Genomic DNA, 12,443 nt, shown 5'->3' on the forward strand with positions numbered 1-12,443 from the left:
GTCCCAACCCCGTCCCGCCTCCACGCCGCGAAACCCCACCTGCGGTCCGACAGCGCTCGCCGACCAGACGCGCTCCCGCGTTCCGACAGCGCCGCCTTTGCCCCGGCGGGCGAGGTGGGGATGGCTGGCCCGTGTAGGCCGTCCGGCCGAATCCGTCGCCGTCGTCGCCCTGCCGCCGACCCAGCTCCCGCCCCCGTCCGCATCCCACGCCGCGAAGCCCCGCCCGCGGTCCGACAGCGCTCGTCGACCAGACCGCTCCGGCGTTCCGACAGCGCCGCATTTGCTCCGGCGGGCGAGGTGTGGGATGGCTGGCCTCTGGTCGGCCATCCCGCCGAATCCCGCCGTCGTCGCGCCCGCGTCGACCCGACCTTCGCGCCGGGCCGCCGCCGGCACAGGCGGCGGATGCCGGGCGGGTCGCCCATGCGTCCATCGTACCACCGGGTTGTTGCTCACCATGCCTTCCACCGCGGCCGGCCTTCCCCGCGCGCCCTCCATCCCGTTCTCCGCCTACGGACATCTCGTTGCCATCTACCTGGTCTGGGGCGGGTCCTATCTGGCGGTGAAGATCTGCCTCGCCGGTCCCGCCGTCGTCACCGTGCTGCAGCTGCAATCGACGCGGATGTGGAGTTCGGCGGCGCTGCTCGGCGCGGTGGCGTTCGCGCGCACCGGGCTGCCGCCCCGCCTGTCGCGGCGAGACGTCGCGCTCTGCGTGGCGACCGGCCTGCTGATGTGGATGGGCGGCAATGGCCTGGCGACGCTCGCCTCGCGCCATGCGACGTCGAGCTTCATCGTCATGTCGATGGGCGCCATTCCGCTGTGGAGCTGCCTGCTCGAGCTCGTGGTTGAACGCGCCGTGCCCTCGCGCCGGGTGGTGTTCGGGCTGGTGCTCGGCCTTGCCGGCCTGTTCCTGGTGGTTTCGCCGACGCTGCTCGGAACCCATGCGACGATCATCGAGCCCGGCTATGCCGGGTTCACCGTCCTTCTCGTCATCGGCGCCGGCGTGAGCTGGTCGCTCGGCACCATCGTGCAGCGGCCGCTGATGAAGCGCCTGCGGCCGGAATGGGCGGCGACCCTGCAGATCGCCGCCGCCGCGCTGGTGCTGACCGTCCTGGCCTCGGGCGAGCAGGCTCCCGTCCCCGACATGCCGAGCCTGCGGCAATGGCTGGCCTTCGGCTTCCTGATCGTCTTCGCCTCGGTGATCGGGCTCACCTCCTATATCCGCGTGATCGGCGCCTTCAGCCCGGTCATCGCCTCGACCTTCGCCTATGTGAACCCGATCATCGGCGTGCTGCTCGGCTGGGCGGTGCTGGGCGAGGAACTGGCGCCGGTCTCGCTCGTCGGCCTCGGCATCGTGCTCGCCAGCATCGCCATCGTGTTGACGCGGCGGCGCTGAAGCGCTTTTCGCGCGGCGTCAGCCCACCGCCTTCAGGTGCCGGATCGGCCGGCCGGGGGTCAGCGCCTGGGCGGCGCGGACGATGCCCTGCGCGTCGAGGCCGTAATGCCGGTAGAGGTCGGCCAGCGTGCCGGTCTGGCCGAACTGCTCGACCCCGAGCGCGCGCACCCGATGGCCCTGCACCGAGCCGAGCCAGCCCAGGGTCGCGGGATGGCCGTCGATGACGGTGACGAGGGCGCAATGGCCGGGAATCTCGGCCAGTAGCGTCTCGACATGCGCCTGCGCGCCGCCACCCTGCTCGCGGATGCGCTGGGCGCCGGTCCAGCCGGCATGCAGCCTGTCGGCGGAGGTGACGGCGAGCAGGCCGACATCACGGCGGTCCTCGGCGATCAGCCCCACCGCCTCGATGGCTTCGGGCGCCAGCGCGCCGGCATAGGCGATCACCACTTGCGCGTTCGGCCCCGGCCGGCGCATCCAGTAGCCGCCGGCGACGATGTCGGCGGCCAGCGCGGCGTCCATGGCGCGGCGCGGCTGCTCGAGCGTGCGGGTGGAGAGCCTGAGATAGCAGGCGCCGCCCGCCGCGTCCCTGAGGCCGGTCGCATCCGTCTCCGCGCTGCCCGAGCGCTGCATGTAGTCGAAGGCGAAGCGCAGGATCACCGCCAGCTCGTCGACGAAGGCCGGCTCGAAGCTGGCGAGCCCGTCCTGCGCCATGCCGATCAGCGGCGTGGCGATGGACTGGTGCGCGCCGCCTTCCGGCGCCAGCGTCACCCCCGAGGGCGTGGCGGCGAGGATGAAGCGGGCATCCTGGTAGCAGGCATAGTTCAGCGCATCGAGCCCGCGCTCGATGAACGGGTCGTAGAGCGTGCCGACCGGCAGCAGCCGCTCGCCGAAGATCGAATGCGAGAGCCCGAGCGCCGACAGCATGATGAACAGGTTCATCTCGGCAATGCCGAGCTCCATATGCTGGCCCCTGGGCGAGAATTCCCAGTTGAAGGTCGAGGGGATGCGCTCCTTCTTGAAGGTGTCGGCCATCGCCTCGCGGGCGAACAGGCCGCGCCGGTTCACGAAGGCGCCGAGATTGGTGGAGACGGTGACATCCGGCGAAGTGGTGACGACGCGCGCGGCGAAGGCGTCGTCGCGCTTGGCGATCTCGTGCATCAGCAGGCCGAAGCCCTGCTGCGTCGACATGGACGGCTGCAGCGCGACATCGAGCGCCGCCGGCACCGCGATCGCCGGGGCGTCGAAGCGGCGGGTGCCCTCGGCATTGAAGGGTGCGGCGTCGATGAAGGCCTTCATCTGCGCCGACGGCAGCGACAGCCCTTCGAACGCATCCCATTCATGGCCGGGACGGATGGCGTGGCGGGCGCGCAGGTTTTCCAGCTGCGCCGGCGTCATCAGCCCGGCATGATTGTCCTTGTGGCCGGCGAGCGGCAGGCCGAACCCCTTGATCGTATAGGCGATGAAGCAAACCGGGCGGTCATGCGCCCGCGCCGCCTCGAAGGCGTCCAGCAGCGAGGGCAGGTCGTGGCCGCCGAGATTGGTCATCAGCCGCGCCAGCTCCTCGTCGGAGCGGCGGGCGATCAGGGCCGAGACCTCGCCCTGGTCGCCGATATCGTCCATGAGGCGCTTGCGCCACGCCGCGCCGCCCTGGAAGGTCAGCACCGAGAACAGCTGGTTCGGGCAGGTGTCGATCCAGCGGCGCAGGGCCTCGCCGCCCGGCTCGGCGAAGGCGGCTTCCAGCAGGCGCCCGTATTTCAGGATCACCACGTCCCAGCCGAAATTGCGGAAGATCGATTCGACCCGCTCCCACAGGCCCTCGCGCACCACGGCATCGAGGCTCTGGCGATTATAGTCGACGATCCACCAGCAATTGCGCAGGCCGTGCTTCCAGCCTTCCAGCAGCGCCTCGAAGATGTTGCCCTCGTCCATCTCGGCATCGCCGACCAGCGCGACCATCTTGCCCTCGGGCGCATCCCCACCGAGCGCCTTCGCGCGCAAAAAGTCCTGCACCAGCGAGGCGAACAGCGTCTGCGCCACGCCGAGGCCGACCGAGCCGGTGGAGAAGTCGACATCGTCGACGTCCTTGGTGCGCGAGGGATAGGATTGCGCGCCCTTGTAGCCGCGGAAATTCTCCAGCTTCCCGCGCGTCTGGTTGCCGAACAGGTACTGGATGGCGTGGAAGACCGGGCTGGCATGCGGCTTCACCGCCACCCGGTCCTGCGGGCGCAGCGCGGCGAAATACAGCGCGGTCATCACGGTGACCAGCGAGGCGGAAGAGGCCTGATGGCCGCCCACCTTCAGCCCGTCGACATTGGGGCGGATGTGATTGGCGTTGTGGATCGTCCACGTCGCCAGCCAGAGCAGCTTGCGCTCCAGCTCCGCGAGATAGTCCTCCCGATGCGCGGCCATGTTCTCCCTCCGGCTAGCAGCCATGGAAAGCTACGCCGGCTTTTGGGAAGAGTGCAGCTATTCTCGGGCATGAAAGGCGGTCATATTGGCTCGATCAGCCAATTTTATGCCAGATGATAGCCGGATATGACCGCGATCACCCTCGACGCCATCGACCGCAAGATCCTTGCCGCGCTGCAGGCGGACGCGCATGCCACCATGGAGCAGCTGAGCGCCATCGCCGGCCTGTCGCCCTCGCCCTGCGCCAGGCGGGTGCGGCAGCTGGAGGCGGCCGGCGTCATCAAGGGCTATGTCGCGGTGGTCGACCAGGACAAGGTCGGCCTGCCGATCAGCGTCTTCGCCTCGATCAAGCTGGAGCGCCAGCGCGAGGAGGAGCTCGACCGCTTCGCCCGGGCGATCATGCGCTGGCCGGAGATCGTCGAGTGCTACCTGATGACCGGGCAGCGGGACTACCTCCTGCGCATCGTGGTGAAGGACCTGCCGGCCTATGAGGCCTTCCTCAAGCGCACGCTCACCCGGCTGGAGGGCGTCGCCTCCATCGAATCCAGCTTCGCGCTCGGCCAGGTGAAGCACGCGCAGGGCCTGCCGATCGGCGAGTGAGCGCTCAGAGCTCCCCGCCCTCCGCCATCAGCTCGATGAAGGCCTGCGCCGCGCGGGTCAGATAGCGCTCCCTGTGGCGCAGGGCGAGGAAGCGGCGCGGCGGCAGCGGGAAGGCGATCTCGGCGAGGCTGCCGGCGCGGATGGCGCCCGCCACCACCCGCCGCGAGATCACGGTGACGCCGCTGCCGGCCTCCACGGCGGCCCGCACCGCCTCGTTGGAGGGATATTCCAGCGCCACGTCGAGGCTGTCCGCCGGCACGCCGAGCGAGGCGAGATGGGTCTCCAGCATCGAGCGGGTGCCGGAGCCCGGCTCGCGCAGCACCCAGGGCCCGGCGGCGAGCTGCCCGGCGGCGGGCGGCCGCCAGGTCCAGGGATGGGTGACCGGGGTGACCAGCACCATCTCGTCCTGCGCCACCGGCCAGGCGGTGAGCGCCGGATCGTCGATGCCGCCTTCCGCGAAGCCGAGGTCGGCGTCGCCGAGCCGCACCTGCGCGGCGACGAATTCGGTATTGCCGATGGCAAGGGCGATGGCGATGCCGGGATGGCGGGCGCGGAAGCGCTCGACGAGGCCGGGCAGCCAGTAGCTGGCGATGGTCTGGCTGGCGGCCAGCGTCAGCGAGCCATGCGCGAGGCCGGCGAGGTCGACGAGCACCTTCTCGGCGGCGGCGGCCTGGGCGAGCACCGCCCTGGCCTCGACCAGGAACAGCCTTCCGGCCTCGGTGAGCACGATGCGGCGGCCGATGCGGTCGAACAGCCTGGTGTCGTAGCGCGCCTCCAGCGCCGCGACGGCGGCGCTGGTCGCCGACTGGGTGAGGTTGAGGTCCTGCGCGCCCTTCGTCACATGCTCGCGCGCGGCGACGGCGACGAAGATGCGCAGCTGTTCGAGGGTCATGCGGGTCCGGCGGGTTTCAGGCGGTGAGCTTCACCAACATAAGACTGAAAACCGCGATGAAGACAAAGGCGGCAAAGCCGAGCAGGAACGGGCGCAGCCCCTTGGCGCGCAGCTTGTCGATGCTGGTCTCCAGCCCCATCGCGGCCAGCGCCATGGAAAGCAGGAAGCTGGTGAGCGTCACCAGCGGTGCTTTCAGGTCGGCCGGGATGGTCACCACGCTGTTGAACGCTACCAGGGCGAGGAAGCCGAGCACGAACCACGGCATTGGCGGGCTGGCCTGCGACGTCCCGGCCTTGCCGCGCGAGCGCCGCGCCGCCAGCAGGCCGAGGCCGAGCACCACCGGCGCCAGCATCATCACCCGCGACAGCTTGGCGACGGTGCCGAACTCGCCGGCGGCGGTGCCGTCCTGATAGGCGGCGGCCACCACCTGCGCGATCTCGTGGATGGAGGCGCCGGCCCACATGCCATAGGCGCGGGGCGACAGATCGAGCAGCGCCGGCAGCAGCGGATAGAGCAGCATGGCGAGCGAGCCGAACACGGTGACGCAGGCCACCGCATAGGCGACATCCTCGTCCGGCGCGCGGGTGACGGTGTTGGTGGCGATCACCGCCGAGGCGCCGCAGATCGAGGTGCCGGCGGCGATCAGCTGGGTCAGGCCGGGCTCGACACGCAGGCGCCCGCCGAGCCAGGTGGTGAAGGCGAAGGTGCCGGCCAGCGTGAGGGCGATGACGGCGATGCCGGTGGCGCCGACATCGGCCACCTGCGCCGCGGTGAGCTGCAGGCCGAGCAGCACGATGGCGAAGCGCAGGATGCGGCGCATGGAGAAGGCGACGCCCGGCCGGGCGCGCGCCGGGGTGCCGACGGCATTGTTCAGCGCCATGCCGATGAGAATCGCGAGGATCATCGGGCTGAACGCACCGGCCACCGGCAGCTGGCGCAGCGCGAAGGTGCCCGCCGCAATGGCGGCGGCGAGCGCGAGGCCGGGTGCCAGCGTGCCCAATTGCGACTGGACCGCCTTGAAACCCGCAATGCCCTGAACCTGCGCGACCATGACCGGAGCCCTTCGAAAGCTGACGGTCCTTCATCGCAGGCGACGATCAATCGATCCAACGCATTATATGGATCGAAACGTTCGGTAGAAACGAACGGTTTGGGATGGGAGCGGCGCGACCGGCCGCGATGGGCCGGGCGGCATCAGCCGCGATGGGCCGGGCGGCGTCAGCCGCGATGGGCGACGAAGTCGATCTCCACCAGCGCGCCATAGGCGAGGCCGGTGACGCCGACGCAGGTGCGCGCCGGCAGCCGGCCTTCCCGGAAGAAGGCCTTATAGGTGTCGTTGAACGTGGCGTAATCCGCATGGAAATTGGTGAGGAAGGCGCGGGCGCACACCACGTGCTCGAAGCCGAGGCCGAGCCCGGCCAGCACGATGCGCAGGTTTTCCATGACGTTGACGGTCTGTGCCGCGATGCCTTCCGGCAGCACGCCCGGCGCCGCCGGCGTGTCGGGCATCTGGCCGGTGACGAAGACGAAGCCGTCGCATTCGACGGCATGGCTGAACGGCGCCACCGGCGTGGGGCCGCCGGCGATCATGTGGAAGAGAGCGGTCATGGACGGTACTCGTGGTCGCCCGACGCGCGGCGCGGTCGGGTTGGTGAAGTCGGCACCCCATGCAAGCACGGGGCCGGCGGCAGGTCACTCCGGTGACGGCAGCAGCGTGCGGGGGAGAAGAGCGCGCGAGGAAGAAGGGCGCGCGAGGGGAAAGAACGGGCGAGCTCTCCCGGCGCGCGGCCCGGCACAGGTTACTGCGAAGTAACTGGCCTCACGAAACTTTGTGGCCCGATGCCGGGCCCCGACCCCGCATCCCAGCTTTCTGGAACCCGGCCTTCCGTGGCATGCAGGCGGAGGGAGACCGGGCCGATGATCGCACGACGTGGATTGCTGAAGCTCGCCGGCGTGGCCGGCGCCGCCGCGGCGCTGGAGACGGCGCTGCGGATCGAGGGGGCCGCCGCGCAGCCGGCGCCAAGCCCCGATGCCGCCGCGCAGCCCGTGCTGCCCTTCGCCCTGACGACGCCCGCCCATATCGATGCCGCCGCGCTCAGGGTGCGCGATATCGACGCCGTGGCGGCCTATTACCGGCAGGTGCTCGGCTTCGAGACGGTCGGGCGCACGCCGGCTTCGCTGGCGCTGGGCGCCGGCGGGGTGGCCCTGCTGCACCTGGTCCACGCCCCCGACGCGCCGAGCTCGGCGCCGGATTCGGCCGGCCTGTTCCATATCGCCTGGCTGATGCCGAGCCGGGAGGACCTCGCCCGCTGGCTGGTGCATGCCGCCCGCCTCCAGGTGCCGGTCGACGGCTTCGCCGACCATGACGTCAGCGAGGCGATCTATCTCTCCGACCCCGAGGGCAACGGCATCGAGGTCTATGCCGACCGCCCGCGCGAGCGCTGGCAGTGGCGGGACGGCCTCGTCACCATGGGCACCCGGCAGCTCGACATCGATGCCATCGTGGCGCTCGCCGACCGTTCGGTCGACAGCTACGACATCGCTCCCGCCGGGCTGCGCATCGGCCATGTGCACCTGCGGGTCGGCGATGTCGAGGCCGCGCGCGGCTTCTACGGCACGGCGCTGGGGCTGGACGCGACCCGGCCGCGCCGGCCCGACGCCGCGTTCCTCTCCTCCGGCGGCTATCACCACCATGTCGCGGTCAATAGCTGGCGCAGCCTCGGCGCCCCCGTGCGCGCGCCGGGCGAGACCGGGCTCGACTGGTTCGCGATGAAGGTCGCCGATTTCCGCCTCTATGCCGGGCAGCGGGCGCGGCTGGCGCAGGCCGGGCCGGTGACGGAGGTCGAGGGCGGCATCGAGGCGCGCGATCCCTGGGGTACCGGCGTGCGGCTGCGCCCCGCCTGAGCGCCGGGCGGACCCGCTCCCCCGAGGTCATGGCACGCCTGGCTGCGCGGAATGCGTGCATGCCGCGATGGCCGGCCGGCTGCGGCGCGCCGGCCGGGCCCTGCGCAAACCGCACGGGCGCGCGGCTCGGCGGGCTTCCCGCGCCAGCCCGGCCGGACCCAAGAAAACGGCGGGTCCTGCTCAAAAAATGGGCGTGCCTGCTTTGGGGAATTTGTATAGCGTTTTTCCCGCCTCCAGATGGTGCCGGCTTCCGGCGAGAGGCTCTAAATATCTGTCAGCAGGGCGGTTTCGCGGTACTAAACATAGACACTTTCCGACAGGCCGCGGGACCGGAAGTCGCTATTTTCGCCAGGTGAAAGCACCGGAGCGAAGGCTCGGGATGAGGATGCGCCGGACCGATCGGGCCGCATCGCAGGGAGACGAAGCATGATGACCAAACTCTTCCGCCGGGGCCTCGCCGGCGTTCTCACCGGAGCGGTGCTGGCGGCGGCCGCGGCCTCGCCGGCGGCGGCCGGCAAGATCTCCATCGGCCACACGGTGTGGGTCGGCTACGGCCCGCTCTACCTCGCCAAGGAGCTCGGCTTCTTCAAGGAGAACGGCGTCGACGTCGATTTCCAGGTGGTCGACGATTCGGCGCTGGCCATGGCCGCCCAGGCCGCCGGCAAGCTCGACGGCACCGCCACCACGCTCGACGAGATCCTCAAATACCGTTCCGACAATTTCTGCTTCAAGGCGGTGGCGCTGTTCGACGAGAGCCATGGCGGCGACGGCATGGTCTCGCTCAAGGAGATCAACTCGCTCGCCGACCTGAAGGGCAAGACGGTGGCGCTCAACGAGGGCTCCACCTCGCAGTTCTGGTTCTCCTACCTGCTCAAGAAGCAGGGCATCCCGCTGAAGGACGTCGAAGTGCTCAACATGAGCGCCGATGCCGCCGCGGCCGCCTTCATCGCCGGCCAGGTGCCGGTCGCCGTCACCTGGGAGCCGAACCTCACCCTGGTGAAGACCAAGAATGTCGGCAAGGTGCTCACCGACAGCGCCGCCACCCCCGGCGTGATCGTCGACGTGCTGGAGATTTCCTGCTCGGTGCTGAAGGACCGCCCGCAGGACGTGAAGGGCTTCGTCGCCGGCCTGCAGAAGGCGGTCGACTACATCAAGACCAGTCCCGACAAGGCCTATGCGATCATGGCCAAGGGCGTGGGCGGCTACCTCAAGGAGCCGAAGGACTTCGCCGACGCCGCTTCCGGCGTGAAGTTCTACGACAAGGCGATGACCATCGAATATCTCGGCACCCCGGACAAGCCCGGCAAGGTGACCGAGGTGATCGCGCTCGGCAACGAGATCTGGACCGACCTCGGCAAGATCAAGAAGCCGATCGAGTACAAGGACGTCATCGACGCCAGCTTCACCCAGTGACCGACGCGGGGGCGCGGCTGGCCCGCGTCCCGTCTCCGGTCGCCCGGTCTTTCGTCCTGCGGCGCGGGCTGGCCCCGCGCCCCGTCTTTCCTGCCCCGGCGCCGGACCACCCCGGCGCCGGGGTCTCCCGCTCCCGTCCTGCGACGTCCGGCCCTGCCCGTGCGTCCGGGCTTTCCGGCTGGACTCAATGGCTCGCAAGCGCTCCGTTCTCGATCTTTGCCTCACCCCGAAGGCCGAGGTGCCGACCGCCCTGCGCTTCGCCGTCTCGACCGTCATCTGGCTGCTGGTGATCGGCGTCTGGTCGGTGCTGACCTATGGCGGCTTCATGCAGGACATCTTCCTGCCGTCGCCTTCCGCGGTCGTCGGCGCCTTCTTCCGGCTGCTGGAGGACGGCACGCTGGCCCAGCACATCTGGGCGAGCCTGCAGGTGGTGGTGATCGGCTTCGTGATCTCCTCGGTCATCGCCGTGCCGCTCGGCCTGCTGATGGGCACTTTCCGGGTGGTGCAGGCGGGGCTGGAGCCGCTGGTCAACTTCATCCGCTACCTGCCGGTGACCTCCTTCGTGCCGCTGTTCATCCTGTGGATCGGCATCGGCATCGAGCAGCGCATCATGGTCATCTTCTTCGGCACCTTCTTCCAGCAGCTGGTGATGGTGGCGGACGTCTCGCGCGGCGTCTCCAAGGACCTGCTCAACGCTTCCTACACGCTCGGCGCCACCCGCCGCGACGCCATGCTGCACGTGCTGACCCCGGCGGCGCTGCCCGGCGTGCTCGACACGCTGCGCATCACCATGGGCTGGGCCTGGACCTATCTCGTCGTCGCCGAGCTGGTCGCCGCCTCCTCCGGCCTCGGCTACATCTCCATGAAGGCGATGCGCGGCTTCCAGGTCGACGTGATCTTCCTCGCCATCGCGGTGATCGGCCTGCTCGGCCTGTTCACCGACCTGATGTTCCGGCTGGTGCGGCTGCGGCTGGTGGCGTGGGCGAATTGAGACCGGGTGCATTGAGGCCGGGCGAATTGAGATACTTCCCTAGGGCCGCGAAACGGAAGGCAGACCATCGATGAGCGTCGTGAAAGCCCTGCGCGAGACCCCGCCCGACATGGCCTCCGCCACCGCCTCCCCCGTCGGCGAGGCCTCGCCGGCCAGCGCGGGCGCGCCGCCGCGCCTGCGCATCCAGGACGTGCGGCTCGAATACGCGACCCGCGCCGGCAAGACCGTGGTCGCCATCGACAACATCTCGATCGACGTGCCGGACAACCAGTTCGCGGTGATCGTCGGCCCGTCCGGCTGCGGCAAGTCGAGCCTGCTCTACCTGGTCGCCGGGCTGGCCGAGCCGACATCCGGCACCATCATGCTCGGCAACGAGGAGGTCGACGGGCCGGCCGCCGATCGCGGCATGGTGTTCCAGTCCTACACGCTGTTCCCGTGGCTCACGGTGCGGGAGAATGTCGAGTTCGGCCTGAAGCGCCGCGGCATGCCGGCGGCCGAGCGCGACGTCATCGTCAACCGCTACCTCAACGAGACCGGCCTCGCCGCCTTCCACGACGCCTATCCCAAGCAGCTCTCCGGCGGCATGATGCAGCGCGTCGCCATCGCCCGCGCGCTCGCCAACGACCCGAAGATCCTGCTGATGGACGAGCCCTTCGGCGCGCTGGACAGCCAGACCCGCAACTCCATGCAGCGGCTGCTGCTGCGGGTGTGGGAGCAGCACCAGAAGACCGTGCTGTTCGTGACCCACGACATCGACGAGGCGATCCTGCTCGGCGACCGCATCTATGTGATGACCGCCCGGCCGGGCCGGCTCAAGGAAGAGGTGATCGTGCCGATTCCGCGCCCGCGCACGCTCGACATGGTGATGGACCCGGAATTCATCGCCGTGAAGCGCCGCATCCTCGAACTGCTCAAGAATGAGATCAAGGACGACGAGCATTAGGCCGGCCCGCCGCCGCGCCGCCCGTCGCATCACCCGATGACGCTTTCCCTGTTCGACCTCACCGGCCGCAAGGCGCTGGTCACCGGCGCCAGCCGCGGCATCGGCCGCGCCCTCGCCGAGGCGCTGGCCGGTGCCGGCGCCGATGTCGCCGTCACCGCCCGCAGTGTCGCTTCGCTCCGAGAGACCGCCGCCGCCATCGAGGCGACCGGGCGCCGCGCGGTGCCGCTGGCGCTCGACGTCACCGATGTGGCGCGCTGCGCGCAGGCGACGCGGGAGGCGGCCGAGGCGCTGGGCGGGCTCGACATCCTGATCAACAATGCCGGCATCGAGGAGGTCCGCCCCTCGCTGGAGGTCGACGAGGCGCTGTGGGACCGCATCCTCGACACCAATCTCAAGGGCGCCTTCTTCTGCGCGCAGGCGGCGGCCAGGGAGATGATCGCGGCCGGCGGCGGCTCGATCGTCAATCTGTGCTCGCTGACCTCCGAGGTCGGGGTGCCGACCGCCGTGCCCTACGGTTCCTCGAAATCCGGCCTGCTCGGCATGACGCGGGCGTTGGCGGCGGAATGGGCGCCGCTCGGCATCCGCGTCAACGCCATCGCGCCCGGCTATTTCCGCACCGCGATGACCGACGTGTTCTATGCCGACGAGGGCTGGCAGCGCGCCATGCTCGGCAAGATCCCGCAGGCGCGCTTCGGCGAGCTCGGCGACCTTGCCGGCGCGGCGGTGTTCCTGGCTTCCGGGGCGTCGGCCTATGTCACCGGCCAGTGCCTGCCGGTCGACGGCGGCTATCTCGCCTCGATCTGATTGCGGGCGCGCCTAGCAGACAGGCAGCGCAGCTGAAAGTTTAGCCTCCCCCGTCGGTCGATATGGCTATACATATTGGCTCGATTTCAGGGGC

The 12,443-nt window shown here is 69.9% G+C and carries 11 protein-coding genes; 7 read left to right on the plus strand and 4 right to left on the minus strand.

Annotated features, from left to right (window positions below; genetic code table 11):
- Window positions 1-454 precede the first annotated feature (454 nt).
- Window positions 455-1,393: a DMT family transporter gene (locus AC1RU4_RS19105; protein WP_492892713.1), complete on the plus strand. Its 939-nt coding sequence runs from the start codon at window positions 455-457 to the stop codon at window positions 1,391-1,393.
- 18 nt (window positions 1,394-1,411) lie between these two features.
- On the opposite strand, the gene AC1RU4_RS19110 is transcribed toward AC1RU4_RS19105, so the two are convergent.
- Window positions 1,412-3,802, minus strand: a complete 2,391-nt coding sequence (locus tag AC1RU4_RS19110) for a thiamine pyrophosphate-binding protein (protein ID WP_492892714.1) — start codon at window positions 3,800-3,802, stop codon at window positions 1,412-1,414.
- A gap of 126 nt (window positions 3,803-3,928) precedes the next feature.
- Here AC1RU4_RS19110 and AC1RU4_RS19115 point away from each other — a divergent pair, with 126 nt between their 5' ends.
- The gene (locus tag AC1RU4_RS19115) at window positions 3,929-4,402 is read left to right on the plus strand and encodes an Lrp/AsnC family transcriptional regulator (protein WP_492892715.1); all 474 of its coding nucleotides are present in this window, start codon (window positions 3,929-3,931) and stop codon (window positions 4,400-4,402) included.
- 4 nt (window positions 4,403-4,406) lie between these two features.
- On the opposite strand, the gene AC1RU4_RS19120 is transcribed toward AC1RU4_RS19115, so the two are convergent.
- The 3 genes from AC1RU4_RS19120 to AC1RU4_RS19130 all read right to left on the minus strand — a co-directional run bounded on the left by AC1RU4_RS19120 (window position 4,407) and on the right by AC1RU4_RS19130 (window position 6,902).
- Window positions 4,407-5,294 carry a LysR family transcriptional regulator gene (locus AC1RU4_RS19120; protein ID WP_492892716.1) on the minus strand — a complete coding sequence of 296 codons (888 nt, stop codon included), beginning with the start codon at window positions 5,292-5,294 and terminating at the stop codon, window positions 4,407-4,409.
- A 16-nt stretch (window positions 5,295-5,310) separates the two neighbouring features.
- A complete protein-coding gene (locus AC1RU4_RS19125; RefSeq protein WP_492892717.1) occupies window positions 5,311-6,345 on the minus strand; it encodes a YeiH family protein in 1,035 nt (344 codons plus the stop codon).
- A gap of 167 nt (window positions 6,346-6,512) precedes the next feature.
- Window positions 6,513-6,902, minus strand: coding sequence for a RidA family protein (locus AC1RU4_RS19130; protein ID WP_492892718.1), 390 nt, complete (start codon window positions 6,900-6,902; stop codon window positions 6,513-6,515).
- Between the two features lie 309 nt (window positions 6,903-7,211).
- On the opposite strand from AC1RU4_RS19130, the gene AC1RU4_RS19135 reads away from it, so the two are divergent.
- The 5 genes from AC1RU4_RS19135 (at window position 7,212) to AC1RU4_RS19155 (ending at window position 12,349) form a co-directional block, all read left to right on the plus strand.
- Entirely contained in the window at window positions 7,212-8,198 is a 987-nt protein-coding gene (locus tag AC1RU4_RS19135) for a VOC family protein (RefSeq protein WP_492892719.1), read from the plus strand.
- Window positions 8,199-8,624: 426 nt separating this feature from the next.
- Window positions 8,625-9,611 carry an ABC transporter substrate-binding protein gene (locus AC1RU4_RS19140; RefSeq protein ID WP_492892720.1) on the plus strand — a complete coding sequence of 329 codons (987 nt, stop codon included), beginning with the start codon at window positions 8,625-8,627 and terminating at the stop codon, window positions 9,609-9,611.
- Between the two features lie 187 nt (window positions 9,612-9,798).
- The gene (locus AC1RU4_RS19145; RefSeq protein WP_492892721.1) at window positions 9,799-10,602 is read left to right on the plus strand and encodes an ABC transporter permease; all 804 of its coding nucleotides are present in this window, start codon (window positions 9,799-9,801) and stop codon (window positions 10,600-10,602) included.
- 70 nt (window positions 10,603-10,672) lie between these two features.
- Window positions 10,673-11,545, plus strand: a complete 873-nt coding sequence (locus AC1RU4_RS19150) for an ABC transporter ATP-binding protein (protein ID WP_492892722.1) — start codon at window positions 10,673-10,675, stop codon at window positions 11,543-11,545.
- A 36-nt stretch (window positions 11,546-11,581) separates the two neighbouring features.
- Complete coding sequence (locus AC1RU4_RS19155) at window positions 11,582-12,349, plus strand: SDR family NAD(P)-dependent oxidoreductase (protein WP_492892723.1); 768 nt, start codon at window positions 11,582-11,584, stop codon at window positions 12,347-12,349.
- The last annotated feature ends 94 nt before the right edge of the window (window positions 12,350-12,443 follow it).

The organism is Ancylobacter sp. GW821-FHT10E12 (assembly GCF_058809335.1).